Origin of the sequence: Sphingomonas sp. MMS12-HWE2-04 (genome assembly GCF_044881185.1) — a bacterium.
GTDB lineage: Bacteria > Pseudomonadota > Alphaproteobacteria > Sphingomonadales > Sphingomonadaceae > Sphingomonas.
Genome location: NZ_CP173254.1, coordinates 2,199,133 through 2,213,153, shown reverse-complemented (window position 1 = coordinate 2,213,153; position 14,021 = coordinate 2,199,133). Strand labels below are relative to the sequence as shown.

16 protein-coding genes and 1 tRNA gene are annotated in these 14,021 nt (G+C 65.5%); 11 read left to right on the top strand and 6 right to left on the bottom strand.

The genetic code is table 11. The annotated features are described in order from the left end of the window. Window positions 1-31 precede the first annotated feature (31 nt). The 8 genes from AB2M62_RS10170 (at window position 32) to AB2M62_RS10135 (ending at window position 7,876) form a co-directional block, all read left to right on the top strand. Window positions 32-1,813 carry a DUF4153 domain-containing protein gene (locus tag AB2M62_RS10170; RefSeq protein WP_404333425.1) on the top strand — a complete coding sequence of 594 codons (1,782 nt, stop codon included), beginning with the start codon at window positions 32-34 and terminating at the stop codon, window positions 1,811-1,813. A 38-nt stretch (window positions 1,814-1,851) separates the two neighbouring features. Next, a complete protein-coding gene (gene gatC, locus AB2M62_RS10165) occupies window positions 1,852-2,139 on the top strand; it encodes an Asp-tRNA(Asn)/Glu-tRNA(Gln) amidotransferase subunit GatC (protein WP_404333424.1) in 288 nt (95 codons plus the stop codon). Beyond that, the gene (gene gatA / locus AB2M62_RS10160; RefSeq protein ID WP_404333423.1) at window positions 2,139-3,623 is read left to right on the top strand and encodes an Asp-tRNA(Asn)/Glu-tRNA(Gln) amidotransferase subunit GatA; all 1,485 of its coding nucleotides are present in this window, start codon (window positions 2,139-2,141) and stop codon (window positions 3,621-3,623) included. The genes gatC and gatA overlap by 1 nt, the downstream gene beginning before the upstream one ends. A gap of 5 nt (window positions 3,624-3,628) precedes the next feature. Beyond that, window positions 3,629-3,967, top strand: a complete 339-nt coding sequence (locus AB2M62_RS10155) for a hypothetical protein (protein ID WP_404333422.1) — start codon at window positions 3,629-3,631, stop codon at window positions 3,965-3,967. Then, window positions 3,960-5,465, top strand: a complete 1,506-nt coding sequence (gatB, locus tag AB2M62_RS10150; protein ID WP_404333421.1) for an Asp-tRNA(Asn)/Glu-tRNA(Gln) amidotransferase subunit GatB — start codon at window positions 3,960-3,962, stop codon at window positions 5,463-5,465. Before AB2M62_RS10155 ends, gatB begins: the two co-directional genes overlap by 8 nt. A 175-nt stretch (window positions 5,466-5,640) precedes the next feature. Further along, on the top strand, window positions 5,641-6,258 hold the full coding sequence (locus tag AB2M62_RS10145; RefSeq protein ID WP_404333420.1) for a peptidylprolyl isomerase: 618 nt from the start codon (window positions 5,641-5,643) through the stop codon (window positions 6,256-6,258). 95 nt (window positions 6,259-6,353) lie between these two features. After that, a complete protein-coding gene (locus tag AB2M62_RS10140) occupies window positions 6,354-7,007 on the top strand; it encodes a hypothetical protein (RefSeq protein WP_404333419.1) in 654 nt (217 codons plus the stop codon). Further along, entirely contained in the window at window positions 7,004-7,876 is an 873-nt protein-coding gene (locus AB2M62_RS10135) for a hypothetical protein (RefSeq protein ID WP_404333418.1), read from the top strand. The genes AB2M62_RS10140 and AB2M62_RS10135 overlap by 4 nt, the downstream gene beginning before the upstream one ends. 31 nt (window positions 7,877-7,907) lie before the next feature. Here the strand turns inward: AB2M62_RS10135 and AB2M62_RS10130 are convergent, their stop codons facing one another. From AB2M62_RS10130 to AB2M62_RS10120, 3 genes are all read right to left on the bottom strand, one after another. After that, complete coding sequence (locus tag AB2M62_RS10130; RefSeq protein WP_404333417.1) at window positions 7,908-8,627, bottom strand: Crp/Fnr family transcriptional regulator; 720 nt, start codon at window positions 8,625-8,627, stop codon at window positions 7,908-7,910. A gap of 74 nt (window positions 8,628-8,701) precedes the next feature. Next, window positions 8,702-8,896 carry a hypothetical protein gene (locus AB2M62_RS10125; protein ID WP_404333416.1) on the bottom strand — a complete coding sequence of 65 codons (195 nt, stop codon included), beginning with the start codon at window positions 8,894-8,896 and terminating at the stop codon, window positions 8,702-8,704. A 19-nt stretch (window positions 8,897-8,915) separates the two neighbouring features. Then, window positions 8,916-9,092, bottom strand: coding sequence for a hypothetical protein (locus AB2M62_RS10120; RefSeq protein ID WP_404333415.1), 177 nt, complete (start codon window positions 9,090-9,092; stop codon window positions 8,916-8,918). A gap of 119 nt (window positions 9,093-9,211) precedes the next feature. Between AB2M62_RS10120 and AB2M62_RS10115 the strand changes: the two genes are divergently transcribed. Both AB2M62_RS10115 and tig read left to right on the top strand, forming a co-directional pair. Then, a tRNA-Leu gene (locus AB2M62_RS10115) sits at window positions 9,212-9,296 on the top strand. A gap of 67 nt (window positions 9,297-9,363) precedes the next feature. Further along, window positions 9,364-11,016: a trigger factor gene (gene tig, locus AB2M62_RS10110; RefSeq protein WP_404333414.1), complete on the top strand. Its 1,653-nt coding sequence runs from the start codon at window positions 9,364-9,366 to the stop codon at window positions 11,014-11,016. A gap of 69 nt (window positions 11,017-11,085) precedes the next feature. Here the strand turns inward: tig and AB2M62_RS10105 are convergent, their stop codons facing one another. Then, window positions 11,086-11,676 (bottom strand): DUF4328 domain-containing protein, encoded by a 591-nt coding sequence (locus AB2M62_RS10105; RefSeq protein WP_404333413.1) that lies wholly within the window; start codon window positions 11,674-11,676, stop codon window positions 11,086-11,088. 101 nt (window positions 11,677-11,777) lie between these two features. Between AB2M62_RS10105 and AB2M62_RS10100 the strand changes: the two genes are divergently transcribed. Then, a complete protein-coding gene (locus AB2M62_RS10100; RefSeq protein WP_404333412.1) occupies window positions 11,778-12,713 on the top strand; it encodes a glycosyltransferase family 2 protein in 936 nt (311 codons plus the stop codon). Here AB2M62_RS10100 and AB2M62_RS10095 read toward each other — a convergent pair. Both AB2M62_RS10095 and AB2M62_RS10090 read right to left on the bottom strand, forming a co-directional pair. Then, window positions 12,674-12,937, bottom strand: a complete 264-nt coding sequence (locus tag AB2M62_RS10095) for a hypothetical protein (protein WP_404333411.1) — start codon at window positions 12,935-12,937, stop codon at window positions 12,674-12,676. The genes AB2M62_RS10100 and AB2M62_RS10095 overlap by 40 nt on opposite strands. Next, a complete protein-coding gene (locus tag AB2M62_RS10090) occupies window positions 12,901-13,989 on the bottom strand; it encodes a hypothetical protein (RefSeq protein WP_404333410.1) in 1,089 nt (362 codons plus the stop codon). The genes AB2M62_RS10095 and AB2M62_RS10090 overlap by 37 nt, the downstream gene beginning before the upstream one ends. Between the last annotated feature and the right edge of the window lie 32 nt (window positions 13,990-14,021).

The window sequence follows — 14,021 nt, the reverse complement described above, 5'->3', positions numbered from 1 at the left end:
CCAAGGGATGGTCGAGCCAGGGGGACGGGCGATGGACGTGGGGTTGGCGACGGCAGGGCAGACGCCGGGGGCGGAATGGACGGCGCGGCCCCTGATCCTGGGCGGAATCGGGCTGGCTGCGGGCCTTGTCGTGCATCTGATCCTCGGCGCGGGCTTCAGCCAGCTCTCGACGATACAGGCCGCATTGGTGACGGCGGCGACGCTCGCCGCAGGGCTGACCGGCTTCACGATCGAGCGGCGGCTGTGGTGGGCGTCGCTGGCATTTTCGCTGGCGCTCGCGCTGGTAGGCGCGCTCGTCGTCGCGTGGAACGGCACGCCCGACGACTGGAGCGCCGGCGAAGGCTGGCGGATGGTAAGCCTGTTGCTCGCCGTGGCGATCGCGGCGCCGCTGTTCCAGGCCGCGCGCGACGAGGGGGCCCGGCGCTTCCCCTACAAAACGGTGCACGATCACGCCTGGACCAACGTCGTGCTGTTCGCGGCGTGCTGGGTGTTCGTCGCGATCGTCTTCGCGCTGGCCTGGCTGCTCGCGATGCTGTTCGATCTGATCAAGCTCGATTTCCTGCGGCACCTGCTCGAGAAGGAATGGTGTTGGCGCGCGCTGATCGGGCTTGGCTTCGGTACGGCGCTAGGGCTGCTGCGCGAGCATGACTTCGTGGTGCGGCTGCTCCAGCGCGTCGTCGCGATGGTGCTGGCGGTGCTCGCGCCGGCGCTCGCCATTGGGCTGGTGCTGTTCGTGCTGGCGTTGCCCTTCACGGGGCTGAACGCGCTGTGGGAGGCGACCAAGTCGACCACGCCGATCCTCCTGTGCTGCGTGGTCGGTGCGCTGATCCTCGCCAACGCAGTGATCGGCAACGCGCCCGGGCAGGAACGGCGCTCGCCGCCGCTGCGCTATGGCGCGATGGCGCTGGCCGTGGTGATGCTGCCGCTGGCCGGGCTCGCCGCAATCGCGACCGGGCTGCGCATCGGCCAATATGGCTTCACGCCGGAGCGACTCTGGGCTGCGGTTTTCGTCGCGATCGCCTGCCTGTGGGCAGCGGGCTATCTGCTCGCGCTGGTCCGCGGTCGGCACGGCTGGGCGGCCCAGGTGCGACCGACCAACCTGATCCTGGCGTTCGCGGTGTGCGGCGTGGCGCTGGTGCTGGCAACTCCGCTCGTCAGCTTCAATGCGATCTCCACGCGCGACCAGATCGCCCGGCTGCAATCGGGCAAGGTGACGCCCGAGCAATTCGACTGGCGCGCGCTGGCGTTTGATTTCGGCGCGCCGGGAAGGGCTGCGCTCAGGAAGCTGCAGGCGTCGGCCAATGCGACGATCAGGGCGCGCGCTAATGAAGTCGCCAAGGCGGAGAAACGCTGGGACGTCAAGGACACCAGCAAGCAGGCGCAGCGCCGCGTGGAAACCGCCGCGCATACGCGCGTCCTGCCCCAAGGCAGCGCATTGCCCGACGGACTGCGGGACATGATCGCCGAGAGTTATCACTGTGCCAGCAGGCAGAAATGCACCGTGCTGCTGATCAGCGCGGCCGAAGCATTGATATTCAAGGACGATTGCTTCGAGGCGCCCAAACCGGCGCCGGGGCCTGCCTCCGCGAACCCCAAGCTACCACCGCCGGCGATCCTCTATGGGTGTCGCAGTGGCGATCGCTACAGGTTCGCCGACGGCAAATGGGCAGCGATGAGCGAGGCGCGGGTGCTTGCCCCGCAAGACCTCGAGGCGGTGGTCTCGGGCTACAGCGCCGGTAAGGTCGAAATCCGCACCGTGCCGCGGCGCCAGACCTATGTTGGCGGGATTCCGGTGGGCGAACCGTTCGAATAGCTTGAAGAAGCGGGGGCCCGGCTGCTAGGCGCGCAGCCATGTCCGTAGACACAGCAACCGTGAAGAAGGTGGCCAGCCTCGCCCGGATCGCGATCAGCGATGCCGATGCCGAGCGCCTTGCGCCAGAGCTCAACAACATCCTCGGCTGGATCGAGCAATTGGGCGAGGTCGATACCTCGAAGGTCGATCCGATGACCGCCGTCATTCCAAATGTATTGCGCCTGCGCGAGGACGTGGTGACCGAGGGCAACCAGCGCGACGCGATCCTCCAGAACGCGCCGCAGGGCGAGCACGGCTTCTTCACCGTGCCGAAGGTGGTCGAATAATGAGCGAGATCACCGATCTGGGCATTGCGCAGCTGAGAGACGGCGTCCGCGCGGGCATCTTCTCCGCGCGCGAAGTCGCTGAAGCGTTCAATGCCGCGGTCAGCGGCGCAAAGGCGCTCAATGCGTTTATCGTGGAGACGCCGGAACACGCGCTCGCCGCGGCGGACGCCGCCGATGCGGCGCGGGCGGCGGGCGACCCGCTAAAGCCGCTTGCCGGCGTGCCGATCGGCATGAAGGATCTGTTCGCCACCAAGGGCGTGCAGACCACCGCTGCCAGCCACATGCTCGAAGGCTTCAAGCCGGTCTATGAATTGACCGTGTCGCAGCGCCTGTGGGATGCCGGCGCAGGCATGCTCGGCAAGCTCAACCTCGATCAGTTCGCGATGGGATCGTCCAACGAGACGTCGTATTTCGGCAATGTGATCTCGCCCTGGCGGCGCGGCGGCGGCGACAATGCGCCGCTGGCGCCGGGTGGCTCGTCGGGCGGCAGCAGCGCGGCGATCGCGGCGCGGCTGGTGCCGGGTGCCACGGGCACCGACACTGGCGGCTCGATCCGCCAGCCCGCGGCGTTCACCGGCATCAGCGGCATCAAGCCGACCTATGGCCGCTGTTCGCGCTACGGCGTGGTCGCCTTCGCCTCGAGCCTCGACCAGGCCGGGCCGATGGCGCGCGACGTCAAGGACTGCGCGATCCTGCTCGAGAACATGGCGGGCTTCGATCCGAAGGACGCGACTTCGCTCAACCTGCCGGTGCCGAACTGGGAAGAGGCGCTTTCGGGCGACCTGCGCGGCAAGAAGATCGGCATCCCCAAGGAATATCGCCTCGACGGTTCGCCCGAGGAGATCATCAAGCTGTGGGACCGCGGCATCGAATGGGTGAAGGACGCCGGCGCCGAGATCGTCGAGGTCAGCCTGCCGCACACCAAATACGCGCTGCCGGCCTATTACATTATCGCGCCGGCCGAGGCTTCGTCGAACCTCGCCCGCTATGACGGCGTGCGCTATGGCCTGCGCGAGCTGGCCGAGGGGCAGAACCTGCAGGACATGTACGCGGCGACGCGTGCGGCGGGCTTCGGCGACGAAGTGAAGCGCCGCATCCTGATCGGCACCTATGTGTTGTCGGCGGGCTTCTACGATGCCTATTTCACCCAGGCATCGAAGGTGCGCAGCCTGATCGCGCGCGATTTCGAGAACGCCTTCACGGTCTGCGACCTGCTGCTGACCCCGACGGCGCCGAGCGCGGCGTTCGCGCTGGGCGAGAAGTCGGCCGATCCGCTGGCGATGTACCTCAACGACGTCTTCACCGTGCCCTCGAGCCTTGCCGGCCTGCCGGCGATGAGCGTGCCGGGTGGCCTCGACGCGGGCGGGCTGCCGCTCGGGCTGCAGATCATCGGGCGTCCCCTCGACGAGCAGGGCGTGTTGGGTGCCGGCCTTGCGATCGAGCAGCGTGCCGGGTTCACGGCGCGGCCGGAGCAATGGTGGTGATCAGAATGGAGCTCATACCTGAGCTCGGTCATCATTTCATGGGTTGGGTTTATGTCGTCAGCCCTTCGGACGAGCGGCGGGAACGGTCCTTTCTTCCTCCGCCTTTTCACGCCGAAGTCGAACAATGGACAAACGACGAGCCGTTCCGAATTAGGGGCTTCTCGGGCCGAATAACCGAGCATGGCCATCATCTGAACGGCTTGCCGATCCGATTGATGAAGATCGAAAATCCTTATCATGAACCCGGCCGGACAAGCGTCACGGTCAGTGTAGGCGAGAAAGGCGACCCTTTCGAAGTCTTCTGGGGCCATGCTCATGTCAGCGCGGACTATTTCAATGACTGAATCCACCTACCGCATCCAGGGCGAAACCGGCGAATGGGAGGTCGTGATCGGCCTCGAAGTGCATGCGCAGGTCACTTCCAACGCCAAGCTCTTTTCGGGCGCGGCCACGGCGTTCGGCGCGGAGCCGAACAGCCAGGTGAGCCTGATCGACGCGGCGATGCCGGGCATGCTGCCGACGCCCAACAAGGAGTGCATCCGCCAAGCGGTGCGCACCGGCATGGCGATCGGCGCGGTGATCAACAAATGGTCGCGCTTCGATCGCAAGAATTATTTCTATGCCGATCTGCCGCAGGGCTATCAGATCAGCCAGCTCTTCCACCCGCTGGTGGGCGAGGGGCAGATCGAGATCAGCCTGGACGACAAGGATCCCGAGGCCAACGTCAAGACGATCGGCATCGAGCGCATCCATGTCGAGCAGGATGCCGGCAAGCTGATGCACGATCAGCACCCGTCGCGCTCCTATGTCGATCTCAACCGCGCCGGCGTCGCGCTGATGGAGATCGTGTCGAAGCCCGACATGCGCTCGCCTGCGGAGGCTGGCGCATATCTCGCCAAGCTGCGCTCGATCCTGCGCTATGTCGGCTCGTGCGACGGCAACATGGACCAGGGCTCGATGCGCGCCGACGTCAATGTGTCGGTGCGCAAGCCCGGCGAGGAGTTCGGCACGCGCACCGAGACCAAGAACGTCAATTCGGTCCGCTTCGTGATGCAGACCGTCGAGATCGAGGCGCGCCGCCAGGTCGAAGTGCTCGAAAGCGGTGGCAAGATCGTCCAGGAAACTCGGCTGTTCGATCCCGATCGCGGCGAGACGCGCTCGATGCGCTCGAAGGAAGACGCGCATGACTATCGCTACTTCCCCGATCCCGACCTGCTTCCGCTCGAGCTCGACGACGCCTTCCTTGAAGCCTGCCGCGCGAGCCTGCCCGAGCTGCCCGACGCCAAGCGCCGCCGCTATGAGAGCGAGCTGGGTCTGACCGCATATAATGCCGCCGTGCTCACTGCCGATGCCGATGCCGCGCGCTGGTTCGAGGCGTTGGTCGCCGAGAGTGCGCGCGTCCAGAAGAAGGGCGAGCAGGAAGTCGCGCGTGCCGCGGCGAACTGGCTGATCTCGGACCTGTTCGGTGCGCTTAACCGGCTGGGCAAGGATCTCGATACCAGCCCGGTCAGCCCGGAGCAGGGCGCCGAACTGCTCGCGCTTGCCGCGGACGGCACGTTGTCGGGCCCGCTCGCCAAGCAGGTCTTCGAGATCATGCTCGAAACCGGCGACCCGGCTGGCAAGATCGTCGAGGAGCGCGGCCTCAAGCAGACCAGTGACACCGGCGCGATCGACGCGGTGATTGCCGAGGTGCTGGCGAAGAACCCGGGCCAGCTCGAACAATATCGCGGCGGCAAGGAAGCCCTGTTCGGCTTCTTCGTCGGCCAGACGATGAAGGCGATGGCGGGCAAGGCCAATCCGGCCGTGGTCAACGAGCTGCTGAAGAAGGCGCTGGCGGGGTAGAGTCGGTCAACATGGCTGCGGATCGCTGCTGCGGGGCAAAGTCGCGGGCGTTCGCATGTCCCACGCCAATCCCATCCGCTCCAGCAGGAGGTCTGCCCGATGTCGACGCCGCGCAATGCAGAGAGCGCCGGGCTGGCCAAGCCAAGGGACGCCGATGACGAAGGAGAGGCGTCAGATGATTAGGCGACTGATTTTCGCGTTGTTCGCCTGGTCGGCGGCGCTGCCCGCCGCTGCGCAGACCGCACCGACCCCGGCGCCGAACCCGCGCGTCGCTTTGGAGACCAGCGCGGGGCGGATCGTCGTCGAGGTGTATCTCGACAAGGCGCCGATCACCGCGAAGAATTTCCTGCGCTATGTCGACCAGAAGCGGCTCGACGGGATTGTCTTCTACCGCACTGTGAAGGTCGCGGACCATTTCGGCTTCGTCCAATTCGGGGTGCAGAACGCGCCGACCAAGATGCTTCCGCCGATCAAGCACGAGCCGACCAGCGAGACCGGTGTCAAGCATCTCGACGGCACGCTCTCGGTTCCACGGCTGGCGCCCGGCACGGCGCGCGGCGAGTTCACGATCATGCTGGGCGATCAGCCTTCGTTCGACGCCGATCCGAGCAAACCGGGCGACAATCTGGGCTATGCGGCGTTCGCGCGGGTGGCCGAGGGCATGGAAGTCCTCCTCAAGATTTTCGACGCGCCGACGTCGCCTACCAAGACCCTGCAAGGAAGCTTCAAGGGCGAAGTGCCCGAGGCGCCGGTGAAGATAGTAACTGCACGACGGCTGGCACCATCGGACTGATCCCAACGCGGGACCGTTACCCTATTGTTTCGCCAGCGCCGAATAATATTCTTCGCCTCGTCACGGTGATTCGCCACTGTGACAAGGGGGGAATAATGAAACTATCCAGCGTGGCCGCCCTTGGGGCGGTCGCTAGCTTTGTGTGCATAGTTGCGTCGGCGCATGCGCAGGAAGGCGCGCAGACCCTGCAGGCACAGACTGCCGCAGCGTCGAATGCGGTCTATCTCGAAGACAGCGTTTCACCGTTCGGAGCCGCGGAGTTGGGCGAGGCGGAAATGGCGGCGGTCAAGATGCCCGTACTCGCCTACACGCCGGACGGTAGCGAGGCAGGCGACTTCGACAAATATTTCTATTTCTACCGTGCCGACACTGACTTTGCGACCGCCTATGCCGATGTCCGCGAATGCGATGGCTACGCACGCGGGTTGTCGAGCGGGATCGGCTACACGCAGGCGCCGTATCCCTATGCGGGCACGATGGCCGGCGCGGTTGGCGGCGCGATTGGGAACGCCATGGTCGCGGCGATCTTCGGATCCGGCGAAAAGCGCAGATTGCGACGCGCCAACATGCGGACCTGCATGCACTTCAAGGGCTATGACCGCTATGGACTGCCCAAGAAGCTGTGGACGGCGTTCAATTTCGAAGAGGGCCTGTCGAGCGTCGAGGACGACGATCGCACGCGCTTCCTGAAGCAGCAGGCACTCGTCGCATCGTCGGCCAGGCCGCAAGACAAGGCACTCGGCCTGTGAGCAAAATCCTCCTGTCCGTGCTGGCGTCGCTGACGCTGGCGTCCCCGGCGCTGGCCGGCGACAAGCATCCGTCCTTCGTCGAAACCAAGGCTGTGAAGGACAAGCCCGCCGTGACGCTAGATCCTAACCGTGCCTATGTCATGCTGCGCACCGATCAGGCTTCGCCCTTGTATCTGATGCGCGTGCCGACCGCGGCGGATCAGGCATCCTACGCCGCAATGCGCGCCGAAGCGCTGGCCGAGGCGCGCGAGAAATACGCCAAGAAGCGCGCATCCTACGAGCGGGCGGTGAAGGCCCTGGCCGAGACCCCCAACGGCGCTCCGCGCCCGCGGCTACCCGAAAAGCCCGTCGAGCCTACCGAGGCGAATTTCGAATTCACGCCTTTCGGGCTCCTTGCCGCGGTCGGCATCGGGCCGCTCGACCGCTTCGCCAAGGGTAAGGGCGGCACGTCGACCTATCTCCAGGAGCTTACCCCGGGCGAATATCGTGTCTATGGACCGATGGCGCTTGCCAACGGCACCGCGCCACTGGGAACCTGCTTCTGCATGGGTAGCGTCAGGTTCGAGGTACGTGCCGGCGAAATCGCCGACATGGGCGTGATCCTGACCGACAAGGTGGTGGCGGCCAAGCGCCCGGCAGGCAATTCGTCGATGCCCGCGCTGTTGGAAATCCCGAATTTCCTGGGGCCGGCGCCCGCGGAGATGACACTCGACCCGCGGCTCGCGCAGGCGAAGATTCGTCGTGCCGAATATCATCCGATCGGCAAGCTCCCCAACTATTTCGGGCTCGCACTCGGGCGCATCCCGGAGATGCCGGGCGTGCTGCGTTACGATCGTGATCGTATCGTGGATCTGACTGCGGCGAAGTGAGATAGCGTGGCGGGTCGGCAACGCCGTCCCGTCACCGATCCCGGCGTTCGAGGTACAGATAGGCCGGATCGAACTCGGCAACGCGTTCGAGCCCCGGCAGGTCGTGGATGTCGACCTGGCCGCCGCGGAACTCGACCAGCCCGGCCTCGCGCAGTTCCTTGAGCACGCGATTGACGTGGACCGAAGTGAGGCCAAGGCATTCGGCGAGCACCGTCTGGGTGATCGGCAGCGCATATCCGGCTGCAGTCGCAAGGCCGACAATGCCGAGCCGCACCTGCAGTTCGCACAGCAGGTGCGCGGTGCGCTGGAGCGCGTTGCGCCGGCCGAGCGAAACTTCCCATTCGCGGTGGATGCATGCATCGAGCGTAGTGGAAAACCACAGCACCCGGGTGAGATGCGGCATCGTCTCGGTGACGACACGCAGCCGCTCGTGCGGTGCGCGGACGATGCGGCACGGGGTGAGCGACATCACCGCGTGGTCGAGATGCTTGAGCGTGAAGCTGTGAAGGTCGGCGAAATCGCCGGGAACATGGATGTGCGTGATTTGGCGCTGGCCGTCGCTCAAATCCTTGTACCGCGCCATCAGGCCTTGCGTGAGCAGCGTCGAATAGCCGAGCTCCTCGCCGCGATGGACGAAGGTGTAGCCGGCGGGCATGTCGATCGTGTCGCTCAGCACGCCACGCAGCGCGGCTTCCTCTTCGTCGCTGATCCGGTCGCGCACGCGAAGCTTGAGGAAATGGGTGTCGGTCATTCGGTCCCTCGTGAGGTGGTTTTGGCCTCACGAGGGACCGATAGCACGGCCGCGAAGCCGCCGTCGATTGGTCCTTATTGCTGCGCCTTGTCCTGGTTCTTCACTTCTCCGGCGGTGCCGCCGACCCCGTCGAGTACGCCGGTGGACTCTTGCGCCGAAGTACTGCCGTCGCCCTTGAAGGCTTTGGCCTCGTCGGCGCGCGACTCGACTGCCTGCTGGATGTCCGAGCGCGGGTCATCGCTCTGCGTGTCGCGATCGATATCGTTCATTTTCTGCTCCTGTCGGGGGTCAGGCGACCGGCTGGCCTGGCGCGATATCGGGCAGGCTGCCCGGCTGCGGATCGGGCACGTCGATATCCGGACCGGGTGGCGAGACTTCCGGGGCAGGCTGGCTCGGCTGGCCGGGCGCTTCGGGCTGCGGCGCGTCCGGCGTCGGGGATTCGGGGATTGGCGGTTCGACGGGCATGAAGCTCTCCTTTCCCTGTCCAACGCGTGCGCGCGCGTTGTGTTCAGTGCCGATTGCAATCGCGTGCTTGCTCCGGAACCCATGCCTGTTATAGAGCCCGCCGACCGGCGGTGCCCTAAGCGGGCGTGGCGGAACTGGTAGACGCGCCAGATTTAGGTTCTGGTATCGAAAGGTGTGGGGGTTCGAGTCCCTTCGCCCGCACCAGGCACCGCCGCTCTTGATCAGCGTTCCGGCGCCGCGATCCCATTTCTAGTTTGGAAGCCTGAAAGAAATGCAGACTGTCGAGACGTTGAACGAGGGCCTGAAGCGCGCCTACACGCTGAAGATCACTGCAAAAGACATCGACAAGAAGGTCGATGCCGAAGTGAAGCGCGTCGCTCCGCAGATCAAAATGCCCGGCTTCCGCCCCGGCAAGGTCCCCGCCAATCTCGTGCGCAAGATGCATGGCGAGGCGATCGCGCAGGACGCGCTCAACAATTCGATCCAGGAAGGCGTGCAAAAGCTGATCGCCGACCACAAGCTGCGCCCGGCGATGCAGCCTTCGGTGAGCCTCGAGGGCGACTATGCACCCGGCAGCGACGCCGAGATCAAGGTCGAGCTCGAAGTGCTCCCCGACGTTCCTGCCCCGTCGATCGAAGGCCTCAAGCTCGAGCGCCTGACCGTGCCGGTGAGCGACGACGAGCTGAACACCCAGCTCAATCAGCTCGCCAGCAACCAGAAGGGCTGGGACGACGCCGCCGAGGGCCATGCAGCCGCGACCGGCGACCAGGTGACGATGGACTTCGTCGGCAAGACCGCTGACGGCGTCGCCTTCGAAGGCGGCACCGGCACCGACATGGCCGTCGAGATCGGCACGGGTCGCCTGATCCCGGGCTTCGAAGACCAGCTCGTCGGCGTGAAGACCGGCGACGAGAAGCAGATCAACGTCACCTTCCCCGAGGATTACGGCTCGAAGGATCTCGCCGGCAAGCCCGCGACCTTCGATCTCAAGATCACCGCGGTGAAGACCGCCGGCGAAACCAAGATCGACGACGATTTCGCCAAGGCGCTCGGCCTGCAGGATCTCGAGCAGCTCAAGGGCCTGCTCAAGGGCCAGATCGAGCAGCAGCTCAACGGCCTGACTCGCACCTATATGAAGCGCAAGCTGCTCGACCAGCTCGCTGCCGGCCATGACTTCCCGGTGCCGCCCTCGATGGTCGAAGCCGAGTTCCAGCAGATCTGGCACCAGCTCGTCCACGAGACCGAGCACGAGGCCGATCCGGCCGCGGCGTTGGCCGAGCTCGAAGGCGAGCGCGACGATTATTTTAAGATCGCCGAGCGCCGCGTGCGCCTGGGCCTGCTGCTCTCCGAGATCGGCACCGCCAACGGCGTCGAAGTCAATGCGCAGGAAATGAACCGCCTGATCGCGCAGGCTGCGCAGCAATACGGTCCCGAGGATCGCCAGCGCTTCATCCAATATGTCCAGCAGGAGCCGATGGCGGCTGCCCAGCTGCGCGCGCCGCTGTTCGAAGACAAGGTCGTCGACTATCTGTTCGACAAGGCCGAGATCAGCGATCGCGAAGTGACGCGTGAAGAACTCGAAGCCGCGATCGAAAGCGACGAAGGCTTCGACACCGGCACCCACAGCCACGATCACGACAACCACAAGCCGCGCGCCGCCAAGAAGGCTGCGAAGAAGTTGGACGACAAGAAGTCTGACGAGGCAGGCGAGGACGCACCGAAGAAGGCCGCCAAGCCGAAGAAGGTCGAAAAGGCCGATATCGAGCCCGCCGCCCCCGGCGACGAGTTGGTCGAGGCAGAGCCGGTGAAGAAGGCAGCGACCAAGAAGGCGCCGGCGAAGAAGGCCGAGGCGGCCGAGGCAGAAGAGGCTCCGGCCAAGAAGCCCGCCGCCAAGAAGGCGCCCGCGAAGAAGAAGGCCGACTGAGGCTTTCCGTCTTTCAAAAGCAATCGGGCCCGCCGCTCCATCTGGAGTGGCGGGCCTTTGCTTTTCAGTTCAAGCGAAGACTTCGGCCAGTTCGGTCGTGCCCAGCTTGGTCTGCGCCTCGGTGATGCCGCGGACCACGAGGATCGCCGTGACGGCGGAAGCTGCATCGACGGCCGACTGGAACCACAGCGCCCCGGTCCCGGCATCCTCTCCGGCGGCAAGGCCGACGAAATAGGCGAGGAAATTGTTGATCAGCCACAATGCCCACCACGCTCCGAGCAGGTTGTTGCCGATCGAATAGTCGGTCTCGCCATGGCTGGCGTTCCACAGCTCGCGCATGCCCTGATACGGCTTGAATAGATTGGCGATCGGCACCGCGAACCAGCCGATCCGCGTTCCCGGGGTGAACGAGAGATCGCTGAATCCGGCGGCGAGCAGGTTCTTGCCCGCGCGGTAAATCCAGATCGCGAAAATGATGTACGTCGCCAGCTTGAGCAAGACCGCGGCGCCATCCAGCGCGCTGGCATCGGGCGCTATCGTGGTGGTGAAATGCTCGGGAAACAGCTGCGCGCAGACCAGTATCGCCGGTGTCGACAGCGCGTCGAGCACCACCATGACGATGACGACCCGCATCAGCGACCGCAAATCCCGCACGCCCATCTTGTCCCCATTTCTGTCCCTCGCAGGGTGTCCGCGATCATGCCGCGACGTCAAAGGACAAAATTATCGAACTCGTATCGTTTCGGCTCTATGCACGCTGCATGACCGAGCCGCGCATTGCCGTCCTTCTCCCCTGCTACAACGAAGAAGCCGCGATCGCGCAGACCGTTGCGGGGTTTCGCGGCGCGCTGCCCGGCGCCACGATCTACGTCTATGACAATAACAGCCGCGACCGCACGGTGGAGGTCGCTCGCGCAGCCGGCGCGGTGGTCCGCACCGAACGGATGCAGGGCAAAGGCAACGTCGTGCGGCGGATGTTCGCCGATATCGACGCCGATATTTATGTGATGGCCGATGGCGACGCGACCTATGATCCCGCCGCGGCGGGCGCGATGGTGGCGCGCATCGCCGAGGAAGGGCTCGACATGATCGTCGGCACCCGGGTGCACGAGGCGGCCGAGGCGTATCGGCGCGGGCATGTGCTGGGCAATCGGCTGATGACCGGAATCCTCTCGCGACTGTTCGGGCGGAGCTTCACCGATATCTTCTCGGGCTACCGCGTCTTCTCGCGCCGTTTCGTCAAGAGCTTTCCGGTGCTGTCTTCGGGGTTCGAGATCGAGACCGAGATCAGCGTCCACGCGCTCGAGCTCAAAATGCCGGTGGGCGAAGCAGAGACGCGCTATTTCGCGCGGCTCGAAGGCTCCGAATCGAAGCTCAGTACCTATCGCGACGGCTGGCGCATCCTCAAGACGATCGCCGTGCTCTACCGGATCGAGCGGCCGATGCTGTTCTTCGGCTGGATCGCCACGGTGTTCGCCGCGATCGCCTTCGGGCTGAGCATCCCGCTGGTCGTGACCTGGCTGTACACCGGACTGGTGCCGCGTTTCCCGACCGCGATCCTGGCGACCGGGCTGATGATCCTGGCGTTCCTCAACCTGTTCACCGGGCTGATCCTCGACACCGTGGTGCGCGGGCGCCGCGAGATGCGCCGGCTCGCTTATCTGGCGGTGCCGGGCCCGAACCTGCCGAGAGCGTAGCGGCCGCCGGTCACCAGCGCCTCGACTGCCAGAAAGGCGAGGAAGCCATAAGCGAGATAGATGTAGCGCGACGTCGGCTGGAGCAGCGCATAGGGCAGGGCGACGGCGGCGAGATAGACTGCGATCATCCAATAGCCGCGCCGCCGCTGATATAGTCCGACTGCGAGACCGATCAGCCCGAGCAGGTTTACGATCGACATCGTGAGCGCGCGCGCGTCGCGCATGCCCTCCCAGCCGGTGAAATACATCTGCCAGGGGCGGGGAAGAAGAATTCGCGCAGGTGTCGCAGCGATAGCCTGGCAAAGTCCGCGGGGTGCGCGGCGATCCACAGCCACGTCTTGCGGCCCAGCTCGCGCGAATAGGCGACCTCGCCGCCGGCGGCGCGCAGCGCGGCCTGGCCCTTGCCGAGCTTCTGGTACGGGTGGATCTCCAGCAATCGATCGGCAAAGACATATTCGGGGGCCCGGCCCGAAACCGCGGCGGGATGGTTGGCCAGCGCGAACTCCAGCCCGAAATTGCTCCGCAGCATCACCGGCGTGCCGAGCGCGCGCTCGTTGCGCAGCGCCCAGGGCACGAGCAGCACTGCCAGCGCCGCTGCCGAAAGCGCGCCGAACGCCAGCCAGCGGCGTACCGGCAGCCGGCGCAATGCGAAGATCGCCCAGCAGCCATCGACCGCGAGCCCGACCGGCGGACAGACAAAGAAGGTTATGGCCGACAGCGCCGCGACACACAGCATCGCGCGCCGATCGAAGGCGCGCCCGGCGTCGAAGGCAGCGATCCACAACAGGTTGCAGGCGGCAAGGCACAGAGCGGCAGCGCCCTCCCAATAGCGGAAATCGATCGTCTCCTGCGGCGCGAATGGAAGGGCGAGGCAGAGCAACGCCATGCCCCAGCGCGTCACAAGCGGATCGGCGCCCAGCCGCTCGAACAGGCGACGCAGGAGCAGATAGGCGGCGCCGACCTGAAGCAGGGACCAGGCGAGCAAGGCGATGTTGGCGGCGCTGCTGCCCGGGCCGAACAGCCACAGAATGCTGCCGGCAATCGCGGGTAGCACCGGCAACAGGTGCGCCGTCGGGCCATAGCCTTCGAAATAGGCGTCGGCGATGCTGCGATGGCGGGCGAATGCCAACGCGACATGGGTTGCCTCGGCCGAACCGTAAAAGCCGTCGATCGGCCCGTTGACCTGGACCAGCCAGATCAGGCGAAGCGCCAGCCCGCCCAGCAGCATGAGCAGCAGGAAGCGCTTGTCGTCGCGTGCCGAATCAGCCGGTGCCATGCCCCCTGCTAGCAAGGGAAGCGTCGATACCG

Bases quoted from the DNA above. Each gene is read 5' to 3' on its own strand.
- AB2M62_RS10170 (WP_404333425.1), top strand. From the start codon at position 32: ATGGACGTGGGGTTGGCGACGGCAGGGCAGACGCCGGGGGCGGAATGG.
- gatC (WP_404333424.1), top strand. From the start codon at position 1,852: ATGTCCGTAGACACAGCAACCGTGAAGAAGGTGGCCAGCCTCGCCCGG.
- gatA (WP_404333423.1), top strand. From the start codon at position 2,139: ATGAGCGAGATCACCGATCTGGGCATTGCGCAGCTGAGAGACGGCGTC.
- AB2M62_RS10155 (WP_404333422.1), top strand. From the start codon at position 3,629: ATGGAGCTCATACCTGAGCTCGGTCATCATTTCATGGGTTGGGTTTAT.
- gatB (WP_404333421.1), top strand. From the start codon at position 3,960: ATGACTGAATCCACCTACCGCATCCAGGGCGAAACCGGCGAATGGGAG.
- AB2M62_RS10145 (WP_404333420.1), top strand. From the start codon at position 5,641: ATGATTAGGCGACTGATTTTCGCGTTGTTCGCCTGGTCGGCGGCGCTG.
- AB2M62_RS10140 (WP_404333419.1), top strand. From the start codon at position 6,354: ATGAAACTATCCAGCGTGGCCGCCCTTGGGGCGGTCGCTAGCTTTGTG.
- AB2M62_RS10130 (WP_404333417.1), bottom strand. From the start codon at position 8,627: ATGACCGACACCCATTTCCTCAAGCTTCGCGTGCGCGACCGGATCAGC.
- AB2M62_RS10125 (WP_404333416.1), bottom strand. From the start codon at position 8,896: ATGAACGATATCGATCGCGACACGCAGAGCGATGACCCGCGCTCGGAC.
- AB2M62_RS10120 (WP_404333415.1), bottom strand. From the start codon at position 9,092: ATGCCCGTCGAACCGCCAATCCCCGAATCCCCGACGCCGGACGCGCCG.
- tig (WP_404333414.1), top strand. From the start codon at position 9,364: ATGCAGACTGTCGAGACGTTGAACGAGGGCCTGAAGCGCGCCTACACG.
- AB2M62_RS10105 (WP_404333413.1), bottom strand. From the start codon at position 11,676: ATGGGCGTGCGGGATTTGCGGTCGCTGATGCGGGTCGTCATCGTCATG.
- AB2M62_RS10100 (WP_404333412.1), top strand. From the start codon at position 11,778: ATGACCGAGCCGCGCATTGCCGTCCTTCTCCCCTGCTACAACGAAGAA.
- AB2M62_RS10095 (WP_404333411.1), bottom strand. From the start codon at position 12,937: ATGCGCGACGCGCGCGCGCTCACGATGTCGATCGTAAACCTGCTCGGG.
- AB2M62_RS10090 (WP_404333410.1), bottom strand. From the start codon at position 13,989: ATGGCACCGGCTGATTCGGCACGCGACGACAAGCGCTTCCTGCTGCTC.